The organism is Pelagimonas sp. (assembly GCF_050633425.1).
Classification (GTDB): Bacteria; Pseudomonadota; Alphaproteobacteria; order Rhodobacterales; family Rhodobacteraceae; genus Pelagimonas.
The window spans coordinates 104,666-127,322 of the sequence record NZ_JBOEGM010000002.1 but is presented as its reverse complement, the minus strand read 5'-3'; the positions used below and the strand labels follow the sequence as shown (position 1 = coordinate 127,322).

Here is a 22,657-nt window from a genome sequence, read left to right as displayed (position 1 = left end):
TATCCCCACAGATCGAACAACCGGCGCATTCCGGCAAGCGAGGAGGCAAAAGCCATCTGGCTTTTGACGAGACACTGAGCGCGGGCCATGGCCCGCACCGTTTTGCAACCGCCTCTTTAAGCGCGGGCAAGCATGCGGCCCAGTGGGCGGCCTGCAAGGATATGCACATGCAAATGTGGGACTTCTTGCACGCCATCATTGCCAGCATTAGCGATCAGACGAAAGCCATCCGCCTCAACCCCTTCGGCCTTACAAACCTCTCCAACAGCGCGAATATAATCGACAATTTCGGCTTCCGAAGCGGTCTGTGCAAAATGATCAAAGCACACATAGGGCCCTTTAGGGATCACCAAGACATGGGTCGGGGCTTGTGGGTAGAGGTCGCGAAAAGCCAGAGAATGCTCTGTCTCATGGACCGTATTATTCGGGATTTCGCCCCGCAAAATCTTCGCAAAAATATTCTGATCGTCGTAGACGTAGCCCATGTCCCAATGCCCTCAACACGTTTGGTGTTCAAATTCTCTGCCACGGTATTGCGCAAAAACCGGCCCGGCTCAATCCGCGTGATTCAATCCGCATAAAGATGGTCGTGATTGACAATCTCATAGGCCTTCTCTTCGGGGATCGACAAAAACTTGGACACGATGCTCGCATTCTTGTCGAGCGTTTCGATCTCACGCATATGCATCACATTATCCAGTTTCGCGTCACGAATCCGGTCGCTCTCATGCACCATGTCATTACGCACCGTCGGCAAAAGACGTTGCAACGTCTCTGGCGGCGTGCGTTCACCCGCCAATCCGACCCGCATCGCATGGCCAATCAGGTATTCGTCCGAGAATTCACATTCTATTTCCAAGATGCGGGTCAATGACCGGTCGCGACCGAAATCTTCAAGAAGATCAAGGTTGGCCGGATCCATACAGACGATCAATCGGTCGGTGTCATAATAGTCAAACAACATCCGCATCAACGCGCGCCGATGTCGATGACGTTTGCCCATCGTTGACTGAATCCCGCCGAGGTCAGGCAAAGCGCAACTGTCTTCGTTAAACAGGTACTCAATGCAGGGAATGTTGGTCATCTGGCGGATACGATCCAGCAACCGCTTGGCGACATGCCACTTCTTACACACGACGATGAGCAGTTCCCGTTCACGCCCGAGCGAGCTTTCTTTTTCCCAAAACCGCGAAGCAAAACGCCGCCCGATCCGCCCTTTGCTTGTCAAAAAGTTGTACAGTGACCGCCCTTCGTTCGAGATCTTAAAGCGCTGGCCCTCAGACGAATACAGCACCCCAAGTCGCCGTCGCAGCTCAGTTGCCTCCGGGCTGATCTTGCGGGCGAACAGAAAATCCTGGCTCAGCAGCAGGTCATAATGGTCATTATAAAAGACCACCGGCATGCCGTATTCCGAAAACATCAAGAACGTCAGCGTGCGGCCTTCGATTTCATTTTCAGGCACAAGGTGGCGCACGAGCGTTTGAAAAAACGTCTCGTCTGGAATCCAGGTGGTGCGGAAAAAGCTCATCACGTCTTTGCGTTTCTTGATGAAATCCAAGATCCATTCGACGGTGCGCCGCCGCAAACACCACCATTGCGACCCGATCATAATCTCAAGGTCTTCTGGAATTTTCCGGGTCAGACCAAGGCGTTTTTGAGCTTCGAACATCCAATAGAAACGGCGCTTTTGTGTGCGTTCGTTGAACCAGTGCCGGTAAATCAGACGCTCTTCTTTCCAGCCTGTCTTGATCCAGTCGGACTGAAAATAGTCGTAGCTTTCGATATAATCACAGTCACGCCGATCCAAGAATTCATGCGCATATTCGGCGGATTTGATCGCAACACAATCCCCTGAAAGCATGTAGAAATGCGTGGCACGCGGGAATGCTTCGACGGCGGATTGCACAGCGTAAATGGATGCTTCGACAAGGCTCCATTCGCCCCACCCACATTTGATTCGCTTGTGGGCAAAGGTCACGTTGGGATTGTCGCCAAGCGCGGCGACGATCTTTTTGAAGTCTTCGGGATTGGCACGCGCATCAAAGTGGATCGACATATAGTCGCCCACAGCGGTGAGGCTTTGCGCCTGTTTTATGATCGCATCTGGGTCTTTATGACACAGCAGGATGAAGGCGATTTTTGCCATTTAGGAAACCATCTGCCCTATTTTTGCCTGATTGTTTATGTTGATAGCCATGAACAAGCGTTGAATAAAGCCGATTATTTTGCTTTTTTGGGGCACAAAGGGCGTCAAAAACCAAAAGACGCGGTAGCTGGAGGCAGCAGGTATGGGTTTTCCTGGGACCTGGATGACCGAGAGTCAGAGTATGGTGTATCGGGTTGTTCCCAAATGTGCCTGCTCGACCATTGGTCAAATCATGTACTTCTCCGATCACGGAGAATTTTTTGACGGTGACATCCATGATGCGACCGACGGTTTACACAAGTGGGCGCGCGCCGAAAGCCAGCCGGCTATCAAGGCGAATGTGAAAACACGCACCAGCTATGCCTATACATGCGTCCGCAACCCCTACACCCGGATTCTATCTAGCTTTTTTGACAAGATCTGCGGCATTCAGCGCAATGGGCGCCGCTATCGTGGCAATCTGGTCCCCTTGTTGATCCAAAAGTACGGGATCGACGTCGGCGGCGACGACGGCAAGCAGGAATTCGATCAGATCAAGAGCTTTCGTCGGTTTTTGCTGTTCACGCGTGACACCATTCGGTGGCGCAGACCGATGGAGCCCGACATTCATTGGTCCGCCATGTCTGGCCATGTCAGCACGTTTATTGTGAACGGTGGGCGTTACAACAACATCTTTTGGACGGAAAAGTTCAACGAGGGCATGCAAAGCGTGCTGGATGCGGTGAACACCCCCCATGAGGTCGATTTGGACAATATTCCACGGTTCAATGAATCCGAAGGACATGGACCAAAGCGCGCCCATCCCGTTGAAGACTACTTTGACGACATGTCGATGCATCTCATCAAAGAAATATTTCACCGTGACTTTGCGCTGTTCAAATACGACTTCGACAATCCGGGCAACAAAATGCCGATTGGTGAGATCGATCTGGATGAGGTGCACGCCAAACTAGGCGACTGAAACAGGTGATCAACACGCGTTTTGACATCATGTCGCCGGTCGCGATGAGATGTCAAAATTAAGCGAGGGCACCAGTTTAAAATTCCCCCGCAAAGGAACCGCACCAAGCGCGGTTTTGCCCAGAGGCGTTAAAGCCCCTCAAGCTCGGCCGAAGGGATCACCGGAAAGAACTGCCCTGAGGACCAGAGCCCAAACCAACCCTCATGATGGTCACCCAAATCCACCAGCCGATAAAAGCTTTTGCGGTCAATCAACGCCTCTAAATTGGCGCGGATCAAGACATAAGGCGACGGCTCCCCTGTTTTGAGGTCCCGCTCAACCCGAATAGGGTTGTCCGGCCCTGCAACAGCCTGATCTCCAACATGGGTATGAAAGGTCAAAACTTGGTGCTGTCCGCCACCCGCCACCTCAAAATCTACGGCAAGAAACGGCGCGTCATCTACGGTGATTCCCACCTTTTCGACCGGCGTCACAAGAAAATAGCTGTCGCCATCCTTGCGCAGGATCGATGAAAAAAGTCGCACAAGCTCAAATCTGCCGATGGGAGTACCAAGGTAGTACCACGTGCCATCCCGAGCGATCCGCATGTCCAGATCACCGCAAAACGGTGGATTCCACTTGTGAACAGGGGGCAAACCCCGCCCCTTGGCCGCTTTGACCGAGGCCGCGATGCCTTCCGCCGAGGGGGTCACAACATTTTGTCCGCTCATATCTTTTGCCATTTCCAACACACACGATACATTCATATCTAATACGATTGATTGCAATGGAGAGTTCTCATGGCCGATGCCGAAAATCTGGTGGCTGATATCGAGGCGCTAGAGGAAAAACTGGCTGAGGCCAAACGATCTATCAATGCGCGTTTCATCGGCCAGAACCGTGTGGTTGAGCTAACCTTGTCCGCGCTGCTGTGTGGCGGACATGGGCTTTTGATCGGCCTCCCCGGGTTAGGCAAAACCCGCCTTGTGGAAACGCTCAGCACCGTCATGGGGCTTCATGGCAACCGGGTTCAGTTTACGCCCGATTTGATGCCTGCCGATATTTTGGGGTCTGAGGTTTTGGAAACCGGGGCCGATGGCAGCCGCGCCTTCAAATTCATTCCCGGCCCAATCTTTTGCCAATTGATGATGGCCGACGAAATCAACCGCGCGTCACCGCGGACACAATCGGCGTTGCTTCAGGCGATGCAGGAAAAGCAGGTGACGGTCGCGGGGGAAACCCGTGCGCTCGACGCGCCGTTCCATGTCTTGGCCACTCAAAACCCCATCGAACAAGAAGGCACCTATCCGTTGCCCGAGGCCCAGCTAGACCGGTTTCTTGTTCAGATTGATGTGAACTATCCCGACCGTGACACCGAACGTGACATTCTGTTGGCGACAACGGGCACCGAAGAAGAAGAGGCCCATCAGGTCTTTTCCGCACAAGAATTGATCGCCGCGCAGAACTTGCTGCGCCGCATGCCAGTTGGCGACGCAGTGGTTGAGATGATCCTCGATCTGGTTCGCGCCTTTCGCCCCGACGACCCGTCTGCGCCGGATCGCGTCCGTGACTTAGTGGCATGGGGGCCCGGACCGCGTGCCGCACAAGCGCTTATGTTGACCGTTCGGGCACGGGCCTTGTTGCAGGGCCGTCTGGCTCCGGCACCTGAGGATGTCATCGACATGGCGCGTCCGGTCCTGACACACCGCATGGCGCTGACCTTCTCGGCGCGGGCACGTGGAGAAGATCTCGGGGCGCTGATCGACGAAGTGGCCGCCGAGATCACGCGCTCTGAGGCCGCCGCGTGAGCCAAAACATCGCCCATTTGCGTAGCCGCGCCCAAGACGAAGCAAGCCGTTTCCCGGCCTTGTTGGCCCGTGCCGAACAGTTGGCCGGCACGGTTTTGCTGGGCGATCACGGACGCCGACGCGCCGGGATGGGGGATGATTTCTGGCAATACCGCCCGATGCGTGCAGGCGACAGTTTGCGCTGGATCGACTGGCGCCGCTCGGCCAAGGGCGACGATCAATTTGTGCGCGAACGTGAATGGCAAGTGGCCCAAAGCCTTCAGCTTTGGGTCGATCCTGGCGCGTCCATGCGCTTTTCGTCATCACAGGAGTTGCCGACCAAAGCCGACCGCGCACAGCTCATCGCTTTGGCCGTCTCTGTTTTGTTGATCCGGGGCGGTGAACGCGTTGGCATGACCGGATGGGACTTGCCGCCACGCCGCGGCGAGGCTCAGGTCTTGCGCTTGGCCGAAATGCTCAGCCGCGAAGATGGGGCCGATTATGCCGAGCCCGAAGCACGCGGGATGCTGCCCCATGCGCGGGCGATGTTCATCTCGGATTTCATGGGGGATTTGGCCCCTGTAGAAGCGGGTCTGACCAAAGCGGCAGATCGCGGTGTCACGGGCGTCTTGGTTCAGGTCCTCGACCCTAGCGAAGAGGCGTTTCCGTTTCACGGGCGCACCATTTTCGAAAGCGTCGGCAAATCCATGGCACATGAGACGCTCAAAGCCGGAGAGTTGCGCAACCGCTACTTAGAGCGGCTGGCCGAACGCAAAGATCGCCTTGAGTCGCTATGTCGATTAACGGGATGGCAATATCATTGCCATCACACCGACAAAACCGCGCAATCGGCGCTGTTGTGGTTGTATCGGGCGTTGGACGGAGGGCACGGATGACCCTGTTTGGTTTACTAGGTTTCACAACCCCATGGCTGCTGCTTGCCCTATTAGCGCTGCCAATCCTTTGGGTGATCTTACGGGCTGTTCCACCGGCCCCGGTCCGCCGTCTTTTTCCCGGCGTGGTATTGCTTTTGGGGCTCAAGGACGATGATCAGGTCACCGATCGCACCCCTTGGTGGTTGTTGCTATTGCGCATATTGGCGGTTGCGGCGGTCATTATCGGCCTGGCCGGGCCGATCCTGAACCCTGAGCCCAAACAGCAAACGGCAGGCAATGCGCCACTTTTGGTGATCATGGATGCAAGCTGGGCCTCGGCCAGTGATTGGCGTGTGCGGATCCGGGCGCTTGATGGCTTGCTCGCCAAGGCGGGTCGTGACGAACGCCCGATTGCTCTTTTGCGCTTGACCAATCCCGAACCCGTCCAATTTTCCAGCGCTGATGTTTTGCGCAGCCGGTTGTCGGGTATTCAACCTGAACCCTGGCAACCCAACTCTGAGACAGCAACCCGCGCCATTGCCGCCCTGCCTGATACTGAGTTTGACAGCTATTGGATGTCTGATGGCTTGGATCGTCAGAGCCGGGCCGGTTTGCTTCGCCTGCTCGAAACACGCGGCGAGGTGCAAGTGTTTGAAAACCCGCGTGCATTGCTAGCCTTGGGGCCTGCCACTCTCGCGGATGGGCAGCTCAACCTCACACTGCAACGCCTGACCCAAGGCCCCGAACTCGAGGTGACCTTGGCAGGTCACGGCACCGATCCCTCGGGCAACCCAGCCGTTTTATTTGAAGCACCTGTCACTTTTGAGGACGGTGCATTGGCAGCCGAAACCAAACAATCACTCCCTGCCGAATTGCGTGCCCGCATCAACCGATTTGAGATTATTGGCGCCCGTCATGCTGGGGCGGTCACGCTTCCCGATGACAGCCTGCGCCGTCGCGAAGTCGCTCTGATTGCCGGGCGCGAAGGGCGTGAGGGTCTGCAATTGCTCGACCCGTTACACTACCTCGTCAAGGCCCTCGCTCCGACTGCCGACTTGCTGAACGGATCGCTAAGTGACGTGCTTCTGGCCAACCCGGATGTGATCGTTTTAGCCGATGTCGCAACGCTTGCGCCGGGCGAAGAGGCCGCAGTGTTGGAATGGCTCGACAAGGGCGGGTTGTTGCTTAGGTTCGCCGGTCCTCGGCTCGCGGCAAGCGATATCAGCCGTACCTCCGAAGACGCATTGATGCCGGTCCGTTTGCGGGCGGGTGGGCGCACAGTTGGCGGTGCCATGAGCTGGGGCGAGCCGAAATCGCTCGCCGCTTTTGAAACCGAAAGCCCCTTTGCGGGACTGATCATTTCCGACGAAATCGCAGTTACCAGTCAAGTCTTGGCACAACCAGATCCGGCACTGGCGGAACGGGTGATCGCCCAGCTGAGCGACGGAACCCCCCTCGTCACGCGCAAAGCCGTGGGCCAAGGTCAAATTGTGCTGTTCCATGTCACAGCAAATGCCGAATGGTCCAACCTGCCCCTGTCCGGCCTGTTTGTGCAAATGCTGGAACGGCTGGCGATTTCCTCAAGTGCTGGTGCCACCGAAGCCAGCTCGCTTGAGGGTACAATCTGGCAACCGATCTCAGTTTTGGACGCCTTTGGGGTGCTGCGCGATGGTGAAACCCTGCCGGGTGTGGATGGTCTCGATCTCGCAGAGGCCGCGCTCAACACGGACCTGCGACCGGGCCTATATCAAGGCGAAAACAGAAGCATAGCGCGCAATGTCATCAGCGCTGAAAACGAACTTGCCCGGATGCAATGGCCCGATCACATCGCCGTCGAAGGATTGAGCAGGCCCCAGGAAACACCGCTTGGCGGCTGGCTTTTGGCTGTTGCGATTGCGCTTATGGTGGCCGATGTCATCGCATCATTGGCGCTGTCAGGGCGTCTGATTGGCGCGCGCGCGGCCTTGGGATTGGTACTGGTCCTGATGCTTCCTGTGGAAAGCTGGGCACAATCAACGGATGATCAAATCGCCATTGCGGCCACATCAGAAGTGGTATTCGCGCATGTTTTAACGGGCGATGCAAAACTGGATCAGCTCGCTGCTGCTGCAATGCGCGGGTTGTCGGACACCCTGTTTTATCGCACATCCGTCGAACCCGCGCACCCGATGGCCGTCAATCTTGAAGACGATGAACTGGCCTTCTTCCCCTTCATTTACTGGCCGATCTCTCCTGATCAGGCGACCCCATCGGATGTGGCCTATGCCAAGCTGAACGCCTATTTGCGATCGGGCGGGATGATTTTGTTTGACACCCGTGACGCTGATATAGCCGGTTTTGGCACCGCGACACCCAATGGCCGCAAGCTGCAACAACTGGCCGAGCGTCTTGATATTCCACCGCTTGAGCCGATCCCCCAGGATCACGTTTTGACCCGAACCTTTTACTTGCTTCAAGATTTTCCGGGCCGTTACACCGGCCGCGATGTCTGGGTCGAGGCTGCCCCACCGGATGCGGAATTGGTCGATGGTATGCCGTTTCGCAATCTCAACGACAATGTGACGCCGGTGGTGATTGGTGGCAATGACTGGGCCTCGGCCTGGGCCGTTGATGAAACAGGCGCACCGCTGGTCCCACTTGGCCGAAGCTTTACCGGGGAACGTCAACGCGAGATCGCCAATCGCTTTGGCGTCAACCTCGTGATGCATGTGCTGACCGGAAACTATAAATCGGATCAGGTCCATGTGCCTGCGCTTTTGGACAGGTTGGGCCAATGACCGGACAAATCGTTTTTGACCCACTGTTGCCTTGGGCGCTGATCTTTGCGCTTGCTGCACTGGCCTTGGCTGGCGCTGTGTTGGCGCTGGTACGTGGTTTGTCCGGCTGGGCGATGCGCCTTTTGGCCGCTGTTGTCTTGGCCGCGGCTCTGGCGCAACCGTCTTATCAGGTCGAAGATCGGGCGGAATTGTCCGACATTGTGTTGGTTCTCGAAGATCAGAGCGCGTCACAACGGCTTGATGATCGCGCCGATGTCACCGCAGCGGCGGCGATCCGGCTTGAAGCGCAACTCGCCGCGCGACCCAATACCGAAATTCGCCGCATCACCATTCCCGACGGGGCCGAGAATTCCGGCACACGGTTGATGTCGGCACTCTCTGCCGCCTTGGCTGAGGAACCGCGCGGTCGAATTGCCGGTATCTTTGTGCTCTCTGATGGACGGTTGCATGACCTTGAGCGCGCGCCAGACCTCCCCGCGCCTCTGCATCTTTTGCTAACCGGGCGCGACAGTGATTGGGACCGTCGGCTTAGCGTCCGAAACGCCCCCGGTTTTGCCATTTTGGGCGAAGAGGTGAAGCTTACTCTGCGTATAGACGATGACGGAGCCGCGCCGGATGCCTCTCAAACTCAGATTCTGATTTCCGTCGATGGGGCCGAACCGCAAAGCTTTTCGGTGCCGATTGGCAAAGATCTGGAAATGCCGGTGACCTTGCCACATGGCGGTATGAATGTGATCCAATTCACCGTTCCGACCGCCGAGGGTGAGCTCACTGATCGGAACAATACCGCGCTTGTGCAGATCAACGGGGTACGTGACCGGCTGCGTGTGCTGCTTGTTTCGGGTGAACCACACGCAGGCGGGCGTACGTGGCGCAATTTGCTCAAGTCCGACAGCTCGGTTGATCTTGTACATTTCACCATTCTCCGCCCGCCTGAAAAACAAGACGGTGTGCCGGTGAATGAGCTGTCTTTGATTGCCTTCCCGACACGTGAATTGTTCTTGGAAAAGATTGATGATTTCGATCTGATCATCTTTGATCGCTATAAACGGCGCGGGATCTTGCCGTCGATCTACCTCGATAATGTCCGCAACTATATTGAAAATGGCGGCGCAGTTCTTGTGGCCGCAGGCCCTGATTTTGCTTCGGCGGATTCGCTGTATCGCTCGCCTTTGGGGGATGTGCTTCCTGCCGAGCCAACCGCGCGCGTTATTGATCAGCCGTTCCAACCGACCGTCACCGAATTGGGCCTGCGCCACCCGGTGACCGCGGGCATGACAGACGGTGAAAACTGGGGGCGTTGGATGCGCCAGATTGAGGTCGAACCCGACACTGGATCGACGGTCATGGAAGGTGTTGACGGGAAACCGTTGTTGGTGTTGGACCGTGTCGGCGAAGGGCGCGTCGCCCTTCTGGCCTCCGATCAGGCCTGGCTTTGGAGCCGTGGTTTTGAAGGGGGCGGTCCGCAACTTGACCTGCTGCGCAGGCTGTCACATTGGATGATGAAGGAACCTGAGCTTGAGGAAGAAGCGCTCTGGGCAGAGCCAAATGGCCAGACCATGCGCATCATTCGCCGGTCTCTCAAGGCTGACATTGGCCCGGTGACCATCACCCGACCTGACGGCACGACCGAAGAAATCACCTTGGAAGAAACCACCCCCGGACGGTTTGAGGCGCTGTATGATGGGCTTGAGATTGGTCTTTATCGTCTTGCTGAAGGCAGCCTCAAAGCGGTGATCGGCCTCGGCCCGGCGGCCCCCAAAGAATTTGAGCGCACAATTGCCAGCGGGGCCCCGTTGGCCGAACTCATCGCGACCCGGCGCGGTGGTGTTGTCCCCTTGCAAGACGGTGTGCCTCAGATCAGATCAGTGCGATCAGGGCGGCCCGCTGCCGGACGCGGCTGGGTTGGCATCACTCCGCGTGAGGCCTTTGAAACCATGGACGTGCGCCAATCGCCGCTGCTGCCGGCGTGGTTCGTTCTCATCCTTGCTGCTGGCTTGATCGTTGGCGCGTGGCTGCGCGAAGGGCGCAATTGACTTAGTCGAGCCGCAGCTCAAAAACCTCATCAGACCACCCATCAACCAAACAGCGCGCGCGGATAAACACCGTTTTTGTTCCGGGTTTTGTACCGAGTTTTGTACCGAGTTTTGTACCGGCCGGAATATCGACGCCAGACAGGCTGCGGGTAAACGGCTGTTCCGTCACATGCGGATGGGCAAGAACGCGCAAGCCAAGCACCTTGCCCGTGGCATCTTCGATACGCCACCCGTCTGCATAATGATCCCAGCCAGTGTCTGGATGGGTCAGAGTCACCGAAAAGCGGCCTGCACCATCGGTGGTGGCCTCTGTGACAACCGGGGCATCCGCCCAGGCTGCTCCGGCAGCAAACAAAAAGGGAATCGCGTGTTTCATGCGCGCAACTTAACAGGCCAGCCTATCCCGCAAAGTCACGAGGGCGTGTGATCACTGCTATTGAGCAAAACTTCGCGGGAATGGGAGGCAAACTCGCGGCGGATGATGACCAACAGCGTGAAAAACGTGGCAATCAATAGGGGAATCGCCCCCCCAAGCCACGCGGCAGATGCGATGCCAAAATAGACCGAACGCAGCCCACGGTTATAGGCCTTGGCCGCCGTGATATTGATTTCGGCGGCCTTCACAGCGCGCGGCATAGCGACTGGGTCAGATGGGTCATTGGGGACAGCCGCCATCAAAACCGAACAATAGCCAAACAACCGATGCGACCAGACGAACTTTAAAAACGCATTTGCCGCCATCACCAACATCAAGATCAGCTTAAGTTCCCAAACGACCACCGGATCGGCGCTGGCGGTGAGGTCTTGGGCAACGCCGCGCAATCTGTCTGCATTGCCCAGCAAAGCAAAACCGCCTCCAATCGCGATCATGCTGGCCGAGGCAAAAAACGCGGTGCCTTGTCGCAAGCTACTGACGATCTGGCTGTCGAAAATGCGCGGGTCACGGGTGACAAATTCACGAAGCCACAGACGGCGATACTCAGACATCAGTTTTGACGTCGATGGGCGATTCTTTGGCGGGTTTTCGATGAGCCAGCTTAGGCTAAGCCATAAGGCCAGAAAAAGCCCGACAGCGCCAAGATCAAGCGGTTCAAGCGCATCAATGACCGTGTTCCACCCCATTTAGAACGGCTTAACCACAACGGCCCAAAGAATGGCGATGGCTCCAAAGACGCTGACTTCGTTGAATATCCGCAAAAACATCTCGGATTCGGTGAACACGCCTTTGCGCGCACGCAATACCAAACGCCCAGTCCAGATGTAGTGACCCGCCAAAGCGGCCACCAGCGTCAATTTCAGATACACCCAAGCAGGCCAACCAATGTCATGCGCCATCCAAAGCCCGGTGATCAATGCGATCACACCAAGCCCAGCCGAAAAGCGATACAGCCGTATGGTCAAATCGCCCAGCGGACCAAATTCGCCCAACCGATCCCATTCACGCTTCCAATAGATCAGCGCACGCGGCACAGCAAAGATCGACGTCATCCATCCCATGACGCAAAGCAAGTGTATGATTTTCACCCATTCCATGGGCGCAACTGACCTATCTCAGGTGTAAAGTGCAAGGTCAGAGTCAGGTTGCGACAAGTTTCCTCTCGCAATTTTGGAATTTTGGTTATATTAGTTTACCAATTATCGCGAGGTGCCCCATGCAAATGCCCGAACCAGATGGCTCTGTCCTAGCACGCAAAGCCCAAATCGTCGCCCGATTACAGTCGGTTTTGCCGGACCGAGCCGTGATCTCGGACGAAGCCGAGACCCGCGCCTACGAATGCGACGCCCTGACCGCCTATCGCTGTGCCCCCTTGGTCGCGGTGCTGCCAGCCAATACCCAAGAGGTCAGCGCAGTTTTGAAAATATGCCACGAGATGGGCGTACCCGTGGTGCCGCGCGGCTCAGGGACTTCGTTGGCGGGTGGGGCATTGCCCACTGCGGACTGTGTCATTTTGGGCGTTGCGCGGATGAACGATGTGCTGGAAACCGACTATGACAATCGGTTCATTCGGGTTCAAACTGGACGCACCAATCTTTCGGTAACAGGCGCTGTCGAAGAGAACGACTTCTTCTATGCACCCGATCCGTCATCGCAGCTGGCCTGCGCCATCGCTGGTAATATTGCGATGAATTCCGGCGGGGCGCATTGTCTGAAATACGGTGTCACCACCAACAATCTGCTGGGCGTCACGATGGTTCAGATGGATGGCACTGTGGTTGAAATCGGGGGCGCGCATCTTGATTCCGGTGGGCTTGACCTGCTCGGGCTGATTTGCGGCTCTGAAGGGCAGCTTGGTGTTGTGACCGAAGCCACTCTGCGTATTTTGCGCAAACCCGAAGGTGCCCGACCGGTTCTCATGGCGTTTGACAGCAATCAGGTCGCCGGTGAATGTGTCAGCGACATTATCAAGGCCGGTGTCTTGCCGGTGGCCATCGAATTCATGGACCGTCCGATTTTGGAATTGGCCGAAAATTTCGCCAAAGCAGGATATCCCGATTGCGAGGCTCTGTTGATTATCGAAGTCGAAGGTGCAGATGCCGAAATCGACGAACAACTGGCCCTGATCCTCGACATTGCCCGACGGCATAACCCTATTGAACTGCGCGAGGCCCAAGATGCCGACGATGCAACCCGCATCTGGCTGGGCCGCAAATCCGCCTTTGGGGCTGTGGGACAAGTCGCAGATTACATGTGCCTTGATGGGACCATCCCGGTGTCGGAATTGCCGCGCGTTTTGACAGGAATTTCGGAACTGTCCAATAAATATGGCTTGCGGGTTGGCAATGTTTTTCACGCAGGCGACGGCAATATGCACCCTCTGATCATGTTCGACGCGAACAAACCCGGTGATCTGGAATTGTGTGAACAGATGGGGGCCGACGTGCTGCGTTTATGCGTCGAAGTCGGAGGCTGTCTGACCGGAGAGCACGGGGTCGGCATCGAAAAGCGCGATCTGATGGTGGATCAATTCACCCCCGAAGACCTTGAGGTTCAGATGGCGGTCAAAGACGTGTTTGACCCGAAATGGCTGCTGAATCCGGCCAAAGTTTTCCCGCTCGCCGCGTCAGAATCGCGACGAACCCGCGCGATCGCGGCGGAGTAATGGCCACCCCGCCTGCACTGAAATGCATTCCCCGGAGTTAACCTGTTAAAATGACGACATATTCACCGCAAACCGAAGCAGAATTGGCCGAATGTATTCACGCCGCAGACGCCCCGTTGCGCATTCAAGGCGGCGGGACACGACCGGTTGGCCAAGTTGTTGCGCATGATTTGGTTGAGATGTCGCAAATGGCGGGCATCACATTATACGACCCCGGCGCATTGACCCTGGTCGCGCAGGCGGGCACGCCTTTGCAGCAGATTCAAGACACCCTGTTGGCCGAACGCCAGCGTTTGGCTTTTGAGCCGCAAGACTTGCGTGGTCTGTTGGGCACCTCTGGCCAATCAACCATTGGCGGCGTTGTTGCCAGCAATAGCAGTGGCCCACGCCGTATACAGTGCGGGGCGTGCCGCGATTTTGCTCTTGGGGTTCGGTTCGTCGATGGCGCGGGCACGGTTCTGAAAAACGGTGGTCGGGTGATGAAGAATGTCACCGGCTATGATCTGGTCAAACTGCTGAGCGGAAGCTGGGGCACGCTCGGTGTTTTGTCCGAAGTCAGCCTGAAAACCCAACCCACGCCCGAAACCTCGGCCTGTATTTTGATCAATGGGCTGTCAGATGCCGAGGCCGTTGCCGCGATGTCACAAGCCCTAAGCTCCCCCTTTGAAATCACCGGGGCCGCACATGCGCCGGTTGGCGTCGATGGCCTGCCCGTTACGATGCTGCGGATCGAAGGGTTTGATGGCTCGGTCAGTTATCGCACTGAAAAGCTGCGTGACATGTTTGGCACATTTGATGTGTCAGTCGAACGCGACCCCGAACGTTTGCAAGCCGGCTGGCGCTGGGTGCGTGATGTTGAAATGATGCACGGGCAATCCGGCGATGTCTGGCGCATCAGTTGCAAACCCTCGGATGGGCCCGATCTTGTGAGCCGCTTGAATGCAAAATCGGTGCTGTATGACTGGGGGGGTGGCTTGATCTGGGCTTTGATGCCCGAAGGGCGCGATCTTCGCGCAGTTTTGGGCGCATTTGGCGGCCATGCCACCCTGATGCGCTCTGGCGCGACAGACCCAACGATCGCAACATTTCAACCAGAACCCGCCGCCCTGGCAACGCTTTCCACATCTTTGCGCGCCAAGTTCGATCCCAAGGGAATACTGAACTCTGGGATTATGGCCTGATGGATGTGAACACGATCATTGCTTTTGCTGTTACCTTTGTTGTGGGACCCGCGCTTTGTGCGTGGTTGCTTAGGCTGCCCCCGCGCCTTGGGACCATGGCCGTGATTGGTTTGTTAATTGGTGCTGCGATTTGGGCAGCGGTCCACTTCCAAAATACCGCAGACAGCAATCCCTTTCTCCCGCTTATCGCCATGTGGTTGGCCTGGGTTCTTGGGGTTGGCATGGTAGGGTTGGCTTTGTTGCGGCCCTTCTCAGATCCGCGGATGCGGCGCTGGATCACCTTTATTGCCTTGATGGCGACCACTTTGCCCTGGTTCGGATTGGCCACGGCACAAATGATGGCATGACATGCAAACAACCTTTACTGATGAACAGCTCAAAGACCCGGCCACAGAACGTGCCAATGAAATTCTTCGCAGCTGTGTGCATTGCGGTTTTTGTACCGCCACCTGCCCGACCTATCAGGTTTTGGGTGACGAATTGGATAGCCCGCGGGGCCGTATCTATTTGATCAAGGATATGCTCGAAAACGAACGTGTGCCGGATGAGAAGACAGTCCAGCATATTGACCGTTGTCTGAGCTGCCTTGCCTGTATGACCACTTGCCCGTCTGGCGTGCACTACATGCATCTGGTTGATCATGCCCGTGCCTATATCGAAAAGACCTACAAAAGACCGATGTCTGATCGGCTGTTGCGTTGGGTATTGGCCAAGATCCTGCCGTATCCCACACGGTTTCGACTGGCGCTCTTGGGGGCGAAAATCGGACGTCCATTTGCATTTTTGATGCCTGATGCCCGACTGCGGGCGATGCTCGACATGGCGCCAAAGAACATCCCCCCCGTGAGCCGCAATGACGACCCTCAGAGCTTCGCCGCCGAGCGTCCGCGCAAAATGCGGGTCGCGCTCATGACGGGCTGCGCGCAAAAAGCGCTGAACACTGACATTAACGATGCCACTATCCGATTGTTGACCCGACTGGGGTGCGAGGTAGTGGTCGCCAAGGGGGCCGGGTGTTGCGGTGCGCTTACACATCATATGGGCAAAGAAGATCAAAGCCACGCAGCGGCGGCGGCTAATATCAATGCCTGGGGGGCCGAAATGGCCAGCGATGGCCTTGATGCGATTGTGATCAACACAAGCGGTTGCGGCACCACGGTCAAGGACTACGGCTTTATGTTTCGCAACGATGGCTTGGCCGATGGGGCCAAGGCCGTCTCTGACATCACGATGGATATCAGCGAAGTTTTGATGAAGCTTGACCTACCTGAAGGTCCGGCGAAGGGGATGAAAGTCGCCTACCACGCAGCGTGCTCGCTTCAGCATGGACAGCAAATCAAGACCTACCCCAAGGATCTCTTGAAACGTGTGGGTTTTGAGGTGGTTGAGCCAAGCGACAGCCATCTGTGCTGTGGGTCGGCTGGCACCTATAACCTGATGCAGCCAGAGATTTCCGGGCAGCTCAAGGAGCGAAAGGTACGAACCCTTGAAGCCAAGCAACCCGACGTCATCGCGGCTGGCAATATCGGGTGCATGATGCAAATTGGCTCCGGGACCGACACACCGATTGTCCACACGGTTGAGCTTTTGGATTGGGCGACCGGAGGGCCCAAGCCCCCAGCCCTGCGGTAGACAAATGCCACAGTTCGGACGAAAATCTCGTTTTCGGAAATCACGGTTCGGCGGAATGCTCATTTTGCCCTAATTTTGCCGCAACCTTTGGGTAGGTACTGGCAAAACGGGGATCAACATTGCGCGCTTTTTTAACGATCTGTCTGATTTTGTGGGGGAACTCTGCGGTAGCAGAGGGATTGTTCTCCATAAACACCTTCCAAGACGGCCGTAAATGGGAGGCCGTTGGCCGACTCGAAATCTCGGGTGAGGCGTTTTGCACGGGCGCGCTCATCTCACCATCCTTAGTTTTGACAGCGGCCCATTGCCTGTATGACCCAGTCGAAGGCACCCGTGTCCCGGTCAAAGAAATTCAGTTTCTCGCCGGGTGGCGATATGGCCGGGCCTCAGCCTACCGCCATGTTCGCAAGGCCGTCCCGTTGCCCGACTATGACTACACCGGATCGTCAAATACGTCGCGGGTGCGCAATGATCTTGCTCTGATCGAACTGCAACATCCTATTCGCAACACCACCATCGACCCTTTCGAAACCGACACCCGCCCCGAGAATGGCGCGCAGGTTGGCGTGGTTTCATACGCGCATAACCGTTCCGAAGCGCCATCATTTCAAGAACTATGCCAAGTCATGTCACAGCAAGACGGCATGTTGATCTTGTCCTGTGCCGTTGAGTTTGGGGCCTCGGGCTCCCCGGTTTTCTCCTTTGATGACACCGGCACCCCGCGCATCGTGTCGGTCGTATCCGCCAAAGCGCAGGCCAACGGCAAACCCGTCTCCTTGACCGCTCCATTGAATGAATCACTCGGGACCTTAATGGCCGAGCTGGAAAACTCTGGCGAAAAGGGCGTCGGCGTAACCCCCATGGCCGCTGGCAGTCGCCGAGACATAGGAGCCAAATTTATAAAACCATGAAACAGTTTTTAACGATTGTTCTCTTTTTGCTCACATGTGCCCCGGCTGCTTTTGCCTTTGATGTTATGGATCGGCGCGGGGAATTGCTCGGGTGGGAAGGTGTCGGCCGGGTAGACTTGGGAGGCGGGTCATATTGCACCGGCACTCTCATTGCCCGCGACGTTGTTCTAACGGCCGCACATTGCGTGTTTAACGAAAAAGGTCGGCTGCGTTCTGCCAGCTCGATGCGTTTTAAAGCCGGGTACCATCATGGCAAAGCAATCGCCGTTCGCCGGGTGACCAAACTGGTTGTCGCCGAAGGCTATAAGCCCAATAAATCTGTGCAATTTGGAGCCGACCAAATCTCAAAGGATGTCGCACTCCTCAAGCTTGACCGCTTTATCGTTAGCGCCGAGGCGGACCCTTTTAAACTGCAAACCAACGCCACGCCGGGCAGCATCGTCAGTGTTGTGTCTTATGGCCAAGGACGTGATGAGGTCCTGTCACGACAGGCTAAATGCAAGGTCACGAACACCTATTCTCGCGGTATACTCGGCATGGATTGCAACGTGACCTTTGGCACATCGGGCGCCCCGGTTTTTGTACGCAACGACGGGCGGTTACGCATTTTGGCCGTGGTATCCGCCATGAGCAAGGACCGCGACGGCAAGAAAGAAGCTTTGGGTGTCCTTGCCTCTGGCATGGTCAAGGAACTGATGGCTGAGCTTCGCAATGACGCCTCGCGCCCGAAGCCCACCAAAGGGGCCAGGAGGATTTCTGTTGGCGAACGCTCCGCCGGTGGCGCGCGTTTCCTCAAACCTTAATCCCCTCTTGAAACCCGGTTTTTCCGTTCCCATCTGATTGTCATCGGGGTGCCTAACGCTGGGCCTCGAACCTAAACAATCGCCTGTCCCAAATGGGAAGGTGCCAACAAGGATCGCTCAACGGAGGATTCCATGCGACATTTTGATTTTGCCCCCCTGCACCGTGCTTCAATCGGTTTTGACCAGATTGCCGATATGATGGACCGCGTTCTCGCCAACGACACACCGCAGCAAGGCTACCCTCCTTATAACATTGAAAAAACTGCTGATGACGCATATCGTATTTCGCTTGCCGTCGCCGGATTTTCCGATCAGGATTTGGCCATTGAGGTCAAAGAACACTCATTGGTCGTGACCGGTCGCAAAGCGGATTCCGACAAGGCCAAGGCCTATTTGCATCGCGGCATCGCCACACGGGCATTTGAGCGCAGTTTTCATCTCGCGGATCATGTCCGCGTCGTGAGTGCCAGCCACGAAGATGGCATGTTGCACATCGATCTGGCCCGCGAAATCCCCGAAGCGCTCAAACCGCGTCGGATTGCGATTTCGACTCCCAAGACCACCCCGGTGGACAAAGACTTTGTTGACACGCAGGCGGTAAACTAACCCCCGTTTCCCCCTGTTGTTCGATGGCCCTGGCATCTCCTCCTGCCGGGGCCATTTTGTTTGTCATTGACTGTTTGCATGGCTGATCTATGCATGAACGCATGGATTGGAGATCAGTTAATTTTGATTGGAACCGTGCGCGGGCCTTTTTGGTCACCGCCGAAGAGGGCTCATTGTCTGCCGCAGCGCGGGCACTTGGCATGGCTCAGCCAACACTGGGTCGTCAGGTGGCCGGACTCGAGGAAGAACTTGGCGTCACCTTGTTTGAGCGGGTGGGCCGAGGGTTAGAGTTGACCGAAGCGGGGAAAAACCTTCTGGTTCATGCCCGCGCCATGGGGCAAGCGGCGCAAGAAATTTCGCTGACCGCAACTGGACAATCCGAAGAGATCGCTGGCCATGTCGCCATATCGGCAACCGAGCTCTATTCGGTGTGGGTGCTGCCCCCCATCGTGCGACACCTCCGCGATATTGCCCCCAACATCACAATCGAAGTTGTGGCCTCAAATGAAATCAGTGATCTCAAACGCCGCGAAGCTGATATCGCCATTCGCAACACCCGCCCCGAAGATCCCGATCTTATTGGCAAACTTCTTGCCACAGATACCGGTACGTTTTTCGCGGCCCCATCCTATTTGAAACAGCTTGGGCCAGTGACCTGTTTGGCGGATTTGGGACAGGCCGAATTCATTGGCTTTGGCGATTTCGAATCCTTTGTTCCCGCTCTGCAGCAATTTGGCATTCCTCTGACAAACGCCAATTTCCCAACCCGCTCCGCCTCGCATCACACGCATTTGGAACTGGCGCGGGCCGGCCTTGGTATCGGCATCGCCTCGTGTTCGATGGGGGATAACCTGCCCGGTTTAGAGCGGGTTTTGCCGAGCGAGCCGGAATTTGAGTTCCCGGTTTGGCTTGTTGCGCATCGCGAATTGCGCACCAATCCTCGGGTTCGTCTGGTTTGGGACGTGCTGAAAGAGCTGGTCCCGCAGATTATCCGCGGCGATTACCCCGAGCCAATCAAAGCCCCTGCCGCAAAAACCAAGGCCCCGCCAAGTACAACTTGAAATGCAGCCCGCCAAAACGGGGTGTCCATGAATTTGTTTTGGATCCAGGCAATGGCCCAGAGCTCAACAAAAACAATGATGAACGCCAACGAAGTCGCAGTCCAAAAATCTGGGATCAGATAGGGTAGCGCGTGACCCAGTCCACCAAGCGTGGTCATGATCCCCGACGCGAAACCGCGTTTAATCGGCGAGCCACGACCAGACAATTGCCCGTCATCCGACGCCGCTTCAGTAAAACCCATGGAAATCCCGGCACCAACAGAGGCTGCGAGCCCAACAAGGAAAGTTGTCCAGGTGTCTTGCGTTGCAAAAGCGGTCGCAAAGATCGGAGCAAGAGTCGAGACAGAGCCATCCATGAGTCCGGCCAGACCCGGCTGAACCCATGTCAGCAAAAACTGACGTTTGGCCGTGGCATCTTCCTCTTCAACACCCTCCGCAGGCATGTTGCCGGTCATTTGCTCAGCCGCATTTTGGTGCCCGGCCTCGGCGGCGGCGAGATCTCCCAGTAACTTGCGAGTGCTCGCATCACTGCTGCGCGCAGCCGCCGCGAGGTAAAACCGCTCAGCGTCTCGCTCCATCGCGGCGGCCTCTTCGCGGATACGCTCAAGGCTCAGGTTCTCCACCAGCCAAACCGGGCGGCGCGCATAGTAACCCGCCACATGTTCCCTTCTAATCAAAGGGATAACCTCTCCGAACCGTGCCTGATGCAACCCAATCAACGATGCGCGATGGTTGTCTTCTTCGACTGCCATCCCGTCAAAAACCTGCGCGGTATCAGGATAATCAACGCGCAGGCGTTCCGCGTAACTCCGGTAAATTCTGGCATCATCTTCCTCGGACGAAATCGCCAGAGCCAAGACCTCTTGTTCTGACAGATCATCAAACCGACGGCGTTGGGTCAAAAATCGCATATTCGGGCCCCTGTTTAGAATGACTCTAATGTAATCAAAAATGGCATGGCTGCAATGCAGAAAACTAAACCATACAGTTCAGTTTTCACTTGCGAAACTGAACGACTCGGTTTAGATAACTAAACGAAGTAGTTTAGAAGGATATCTACAATGCGTTCCGTTGCTCTTGCCGCCCTCCTCGTTTTATCCACCAGCGCAGCAGCTTTGGCTTTCCCAACCATATCCTTGCCCGACCTTTCGTTCCCTGCCCCGTCGGGTGACGTGACCCAAGGATGCTCAAATCTCGCAACTGGTGATATTGTTTGCGAGTAACACTTGCTTCCTTGCCGCGAGTAAACTGCCGCCTCTATAAAGGGGCGGTGAGTGTAGGGAAAAAACATGACTGCTGATACCGGCGTCCGCAAAGGGCGCAAATTCGATCAGGTGCTTAGCGGTGCGCGCGAGGTGTTCCTGCGCGACGGCTTTGAAGGTGCTAGCGTCGATGATATTGCCCGCCAAGCGGGCGTGTCCAAGGCCACCCTATACAGTTACTTCCCTGACAAACGGTTGCTCTTTATGGAAGTCGCCTCGGCTCAATGCCGTGCGCAAGCTAATGATGCACTGATGACCATGGACCTAAGCGCCCCGCCTCGCATCGTGTTGGGCCAGGCCGGTCGCATGTTTTTGACCTTTTTGTTTTCGGATATGGGCCAACGCATGTTTCGCATCTGCGTCGCAGAATCCGACCGCTTTCCAGAAATCGGCCGCGAGTTTTATCAAAGCGGCCCAATGGTTATGCGCCACGCTGTCATTGAATACCTCTCTGCCGCGCTTGCCCGCGGCGAGCTTAAAATAGACGACATGGCGCTTGCTGCGGATCAATTTGCCGAGCTGTGCAAAGCCGACCTGCACCCCCGCCTCATGTTTGGCATCCAATCCTCTGTCAGCGATGAAGAAATTTCGCGGATTGTGGATGGCGCTGTCGAAACCTTCATGGCACGTTACGGCGCATAACAGGCCTCTCTTTTTGAGGCCTTGATCTGCCTTGGAGAGCGTGCATGCAGACAATTTCGGAAAATCGGTGTTTTGGTGGGGTGCAGGGCGTTTACAGCCATGCCTCCGAAGCCTGCGGATGCGATATGACCTTTGGTTTATTCCTACCGGATGCCGCACAAATGGGGGCGGTTCCGGTGCTTTGGTATCTGTCGGGCCTGACCTGCACACATGAAAACGCGATGGTCAAAGCCGGTGCACAGGCATGGGCGGCCGAAGAAGGCATCGCGTTGGTCTTTCCCGACACATCACCACGCGGCGACGAGATCGCGAATGATGACGCTTACGACCTTGGCCAAGGGGCGGGGTTTTATGTGAATGCGACCCAAGCACCATGGGCCCCGCACTTTCGTATGTGGGATTATGTGGCTGAAGAGCTGCCCGCCCTGATCGGCAAGAACTTTGCCGTTGATATGGAACGTCAGGCCATCACCGGGCATTCCATGGGCGGACATGGTGCGCTGACATTGGCCATGGGCCTGCCAGGGCGCTTCCGGTCTGTTTCGGCGTTTTCACCGATCACACATCCAAGCGCCAGCGACTGGGGACGCAAACAGCTGACCGCATATCTGGGCGACGACGAAGCCAAATGGGCCCCACACGACGCAACCTTGCAGATGCAGGCCGTCGGCTTTGATGGCCCGGTGTTGATCGACCAAGGCTGCGATGATCAATTTCTAGATCTGCTCAAGCCCGAAGCGCTGAGTGCTGCCATGGCTGCCCGCCGCCAGGACGGCACCTTTCGGATGCAAAAAGGCTATGATCACAGTTACTTCTTCGTCTCAACCTTCATGGAAGACCACGTGACGTTTCACGCCAACGCCCTTTACGCCGACTAACCCAACCTAGCTATGTAGC

At 56.3% G+C, this 22,657-nt stretch carries 22 protein-coding genes; 15 read left to right on the top strand and 7 right to left on the bottom strand.

All coding sequences use genetic code 11. The features are described from left to right. Positions 1-116: 116 nt before the first annotated feature. Together ACRBB0_RS00595 and ACRBB0_RS00590 are read right to left on the bottom strand one after the other, a co-directional pair. The gene (locus ACRBB0_RS00595; protein WP_431372442.1) at positions 117-485 is read right to left on the bottom strand and encodes a histidine triad nucleotide-binding protein; all 369 of its coding nucleotides are present in this window, start codon (positions 483-485) and stop codon (positions 117-119) included. Between the two features lie 83 nt (positions 486-568). Further along, positions 569-2,146, bottom strand: a complete 1,578-nt coding sequence (locus ACRBB0_RS00590) for a DUF5928 domain-containing protein (protein ID WP_431372441.1) — start codon at positions 2,144-2,146, stop codon at positions 569-571. Between the two features lie 142 nt (positions 2,147-2,288). Between ACRBB0_RS00590 and ACRBB0_RS00585 the strand changes: the two genes are divergently transcribed. Next, the gene (locus ACRBB0_RS00585) at positions 2,289-3,107 is read left to right on the top strand and encodes a sulfotransferase family protein (RefSeq protein ID WP_431372440.1); all 819 of its coding nucleotides are present in this window, start codon (positions 2,289-2,291) and stop codon (positions 3,105-3,107) included. Between the two features lie 128 nt (positions 3,108-3,235). Here the strand turns inward: ACRBB0_RS00585 and ACRBB0_RS00580 are convergent, their stop codons facing one another. Further along, positions 3,236-3,817, bottom strand: coding sequence for a DUF1285 domain-containing protein (locus tag ACRBB0_RS00580; protein WP_431372439.1), 582 nt, complete (start codon positions 3,815-3,817; stop codon positions 3,236-3,238). Positions 3,818-3,886: 69 nt separating this feature from the next. Here ACRBB0_RS00580 and ACRBB0_RS00575 point away from each other — a divergent pair, with 69 nt between their 5' ends. From ACRBB0_RS00575 to ACRBB0_RS00560, 4 genes are read left to right on the top strand one after another with little or no spacing between them, the layout of a single operon-like run. Then, positions 3,887-4,894 (top strand): AAA family ATPase, encoded by a 1,008-nt coding sequence (locus ACRBB0_RS00575; RefSeq protein WP_431372438.1) that lies wholly within the window; start codon positions 3,887-3,889, stop codon positions 4,892-4,894. Continuing rightward, positions 4,891-5,769, top strand: coding sequence for a DUF58 domain-containing protein (locus tag ACRBB0_RS00570; protein WP_431372437.1), 879 nt, complete (start codon positions 4,891-4,893; stop codon positions 5,767-5,769). The genes ACRBB0_RS00575 and ACRBB0_RS00570 overlap by 4 nt, the downstream gene beginning before the upstream one ends. Then, positions 5,766-8,525 (top strand): DUF4159 domain-containing protein, encoded by a 2,760-nt coding sequence (locus tag ACRBB0_RS00565; protein ID WP_431372436.1) that lies wholly within the window; start codon positions 5,766-5,768, stop codon positions 8,523-8,525. Before ACRBB0_RS00570 ends, ACRBB0_RS00565 begins: the two co-directional genes overlap by 4 nt. After that, positions 8,522-10,561 (top strand): DUF7408 domain-containing protein, encoded by a 2,040-nt coding sequence (locus ACRBB0_RS00560; RefSeq protein ID WP_431372435.1) that lies wholly within the window; start codon positions 8,522-8,524, stop codon positions 10,559-10,561. The genes ACRBB0_RS00565 and ACRBB0_RS00560 overlap by 4 nt, the downstream gene beginning before the upstream one ends. 1 nt (position 10,562) lies before the next feature. On the opposite strand, the gene ACRBB0_RS00555 is transcribed toward ACRBB0_RS00560, so the two are convergent. The 3 genes from ACRBB0_RS00555 to ACRBB0_RS00545 are packed head-to-tail and all read right to left on the bottom strand — an operon-like array spanning position 10,563 to position 12,094. Next, entirely contained in the window at positions 10,563-10,937 is a 375-nt protein-coding gene (locus ACRBB0_RS00555) for a hypothetical protein (RefSeq protein WP_431372434.1), read from the bottom strand. Positions 10,938-10,972: 35 nt separating this feature from the next. Continuing rightward, positions 10,973-11,683: a DUF599 domain-containing protein gene (locus ACRBB0_RS00550; RefSeq protein ID WP_431372433.1), complete on the bottom strand. Its 711-nt coding sequence runs from the start codon at positions 11,681-11,683 to the stop codon at positions 10,973-10,975. Continuing rightward, on the bottom strand, positions 11,684-12,094 hold the full coding sequence (locus ACRBB0_RS00545) for a CopD family protein (RefSeq protein ID WP_431372432.1): 411 nt from the start codon (positions 12,092-12,094) through the stop codon (positions 11,684-11,686). It abuts the gene before it with no gap. Between the two features lie 119 nt (positions 12,095-12,213). Between ACRBB0_RS00545 and ACRBB0_RS00540 the strand changes: the two genes are divergently transcribed. The 8 genes from ACRBB0_RS00540 to ACRBB0_RS00505 all read left to right on the top strand — a co-directional run bounded on the left by ACRBB0_RS00540 (position 12,214) and on the right by ACRBB0_RS00505 (position 19,856). After that, entirely contained in the window at positions 12,214-13,662 is a 1,449-nt protein-coding gene (locus ACRBB0_RS00540) for an FAD-linked oxidase C-terminal domain-containing protein (protein ID WP_431372431.1), read from the top strand. A gap of 50 nt (positions 13,663-13,712) precedes the next feature. Further along, complete coding sequence (locus tag ACRBB0_RS00535) at positions 13,713-14,843, top strand: FAD-binding protein (RefSeq protein ID WP_431372430.1); 1,131 nt, start codon at positions 13,713-13,715, stop codon at positions 14,841-14,843. Beyond that, complete coding sequence (locus ACRBB0_RS00530) at positions 14,843-15,190, top strand: hypothetical protein (RefSeq protein ID WP_431372429.1); 348 nt, start codon at positions 14,843-14,845, stop codon at positions 15,188-15,190. Before ACRBB0_RS00535 ends, ACRBB0_RS00530 begins: the two co-directional genes overlap by 1 nt. Before the next feature lies 1 nt (position 15,191). Further along, positions 15,192-16,475: a glycolate oxidase subunit GlcF gene (gene glcF, locus ACRBB0_RS00525; protein WP_431372428.1), complete on the top strand. Its 1,284-nt coding sequence runs from the start codon at positions 15,192-15,194 to the stop codon at positions 16,473-16,475. Positions 16,476-16,654: 179 nt separating this feature from the next. Beyond that, positions 16,655-17,386 carry a trypsin-like serine peptidase gene (locus ACRBB0_RS00520; RefSeq protein WP_431372427.1) on the top strand — a complete coding sequence of 244 codons (732 nt, stop codon included), beginning with the start codon at positions 16,655-16,657 and terminating at the stop codon, positions 17,384-17,386. Then, entirely contained in the window at positions 17,383-18,189 is an 807-nt protein-coding gene (locus ACRBB0_RS00515; protein WP_431372426.1) for a trypsin-like serine peptidase, read from the top strand. Before ACRBB0_RS00520 ends, ACRBB0_RS00515 begins: the two co-directional genes overlap by 4 nt. A 132-nt stretch (positions 18,190-18,321) precedes the next feature. After that, positions 18,322-18,795, top strand: a complete 474-nt coding sequence (locus ACRBB0_RS00510) for an Hsp20 family protein (protein ID WP_431372425.1) — start codon at positions 18,322-18,324, stop codon at positions 18,793-18,795. Between the two features lie 101 nt (positions 18,796-18,896). Beyond that, positions 18,897-19,856: a LysR family transcriptional regulator gene (locus tag ACRBB0_RS00505; RefSeq protein WP_431372424.1), complete on the top strand. Its 960-nt coding sequence runs from the start codon at positions 18,897-18,899 to the stop codon at positions 19,854-19,856. Here ACRBB0_RS00505 and mbfA read toward each other — a convergent pair. Further along, a complete protein-coding gene (gene mbfA / locus ACRBB0_RS00500) occupies positions 19,796-20,767 on the bottom strand; it encodes an iron exporter MbfA (RefSeq protein WP_431372423.1) in 972 nt (323 codons plus the stop codon). The two genes, ACRBB0_RS00505 and mbfA, sit on opposite strands and share 61 nt — an antisense overlap. A 378-nt stretch (positions 20,768-21,145) precedes the next feature. Between mbfA and ACRBB0_RS00495 the strand changes: the two genes are divergently transcribed. Both ACRBB0_RS00495 and fghA read left to right on the top strand, forming a co-directional pair. Further along, positions 21,146-21,760 (top strand): TetR/AcrR family transcriptional regulator, encoded by a 615-nt coding sequence (locus ACRBB0_RS00495; RefSeq protein ID WP_431372422.1) that lies wholly within the window; start codon positions 21,146-21,148, stop codon positions 21,758-21,760. A 44-nt stretch (positions 21,761-21,804) separates the two neighbouring features. Further along, the gene (fghA, locus tag ACRBB0_RS00490; protein WP_431372421.1) at positions 21,805-22,638 is read left to right on the top strand and encodes an S-formylglutathione hydrolase; all 834 of its coding nucleotides are present in this window, start codon (positions 21,805-21,807) and stop codon (positions 22,636-22,638) included. Positions 22,639-22,657: the final 19 nt, after the last annotated feature.

What these genes read in the sequence shown, in the direction of transcription:
- ACRBB0_RS00595 (WP_431372442.1), bottom strand. Translation starts at nt 485, where the DNA reads ATGGGCTACGTCTACGACGATCAGAATATTTTTGCGAAGATTTTGCGG.
- ACRBB0_RS00590 (WP_431372441.1), bottom strand. Translation starts at nt 2,146, where the DNA reads ATGGCAAAAATCGCCTTCATCCTGCTGTGTCATAAAGACCCAGATGCG.
- ACRBB0_RS00585 (WP_431372440.1), top strand. Translation starts at nt 2,289, where the DNA reads ATGGGTTTTCCTGGGACCTGGATGACCGAGAGTCAGAGTATGGTGTAT.
- ACRBB0_RS00580 (WP_431372439.1), bottom strand. Translation starts at nt 3,817, where the DNA reads ATGAGCGGACAAAATGTTGTGACCCCCTCGGCGGAAGGCATCGCGGCC.
- ACRBB0_RS00575 (WP_431372438.1), top strand. Translation starts at nt 3,887, where the DNA reads ATGGCCGATGCCGAAAATCTGGTGGCTGATATCGAGGCGCTAGAGGAA.
- ACRBB0_RS00565 (WP_431372436.1), top strand. Translation starts at nt 5,766, where the DNA reads ATGACCCTGTTTGGTTTACTAGGTTTCACAACCCCATGGCTGCTGCTT.
- ACRBB0_RS00560 (WP_431372435.1), top strand. Translation starts at nt 8,522, where the DNA reads ATGACCGGACAAATCGTTTTTGACCCACTGTTGCCTTGGGCGCTGATC.
- ACRBB0_RS00555 (WP_431372434.1), bottom strand. Translation starts at nt 10,937, where the DNA reads ATGAAACACGCGATTCCCTTTTTGTTTGCTGCCGGAGCAGCCTGGGCG.
- ACRBB0_RS00550 (WP_431372433.1), bottom strand. Translation starts at nt 11,683, where the DNA reads ATGGGGTGGAACACGGTCATTGATGCGCTTGAACCGCTTGATCTTGGC.
- ACRBB0_RS00545 (WP_431372432.1), bottom strand. Translation starts at nt 12,094, where the DNA reads ATGGAATGGGTGAAAATCATACACTTGCTTTGCGTCATGGGATGGATG.
- ACRBB0_RS00540 (WP_431372431.1), top strand. Translation starts at nt 12,214, where the DNA reads ATGCAAATGCCCGAACCAGATGGCTCTGTCCTAGCACGCAAAGCCCAA.
- ACRBB0_RS00535 (WP_431372430.1), top strand. Translation starts at nt 13,713, where the DNA reads ATGACGACATATTCACCGCAAACCGAAGCAGAATTGGCCGAATGTATT.
- ACRBB0_RS00530 (WP_431372429.1), top strand. Translation starts at nt 14,843, where the DNA reads ATGGATGTGAACACGATCATTGCTTTTGCTGTTACCTTTGTTGTGGGA.
- glcF (WP_431372428.1), top strand. Translation starts at nt 15,192, where the DNA reads ATGCAAACAACCTTTACTGATGAACAGCTCAAAGACCCGGCCACAGAA.
- ACRBB0_RS00515 (WP_431372426.1), top strand. Translation starts at nt 17,383, where the DNA reads ATGAAACAGTTTTTAACGATTGTTCTCTTTTTGCTCACATGTGCCCCG.
- ACRBB0_RS00510 (WP_431372425.1), top strand. Translation starts at nt 18,322, where the DNA reads ATGCGACATTTTGATTTTGCCCCCCTGCACCGTGCTTCAATCGGTTTT.
- ACRBB0_RS00505 (WP_431372424.1), top strand. Translation starts at nt 18,897, where the DNA reads ATGGATTGGAGATCAGTTAATTTTGATTGGAACCGTGCGCGGGCCTTT.
- mbfA (WP_431372423.1), bottom strand. Translation starts at nt 20,767, where the DNA reads ATGCGATTTTTGACCCAACGCCGTCGGTTTGATGATCTGTCAGAACAA.
- ACRBB0_RS00495 (WP_431372422.1), top strand. Translation starts at nt 21,146, where the DNA reads ATGACTGCTGATACCGGCGTCCGCAAAGGGCGCAAATTCGATCAGGTG.
- fghA (WP_431372421.1), top strand. Translation starts at nt 21,805, where the DNA reads ATGCAGACAATTTCGGAAAATCGGTGTTTTGGTGGGGTGCAGGGCGTT.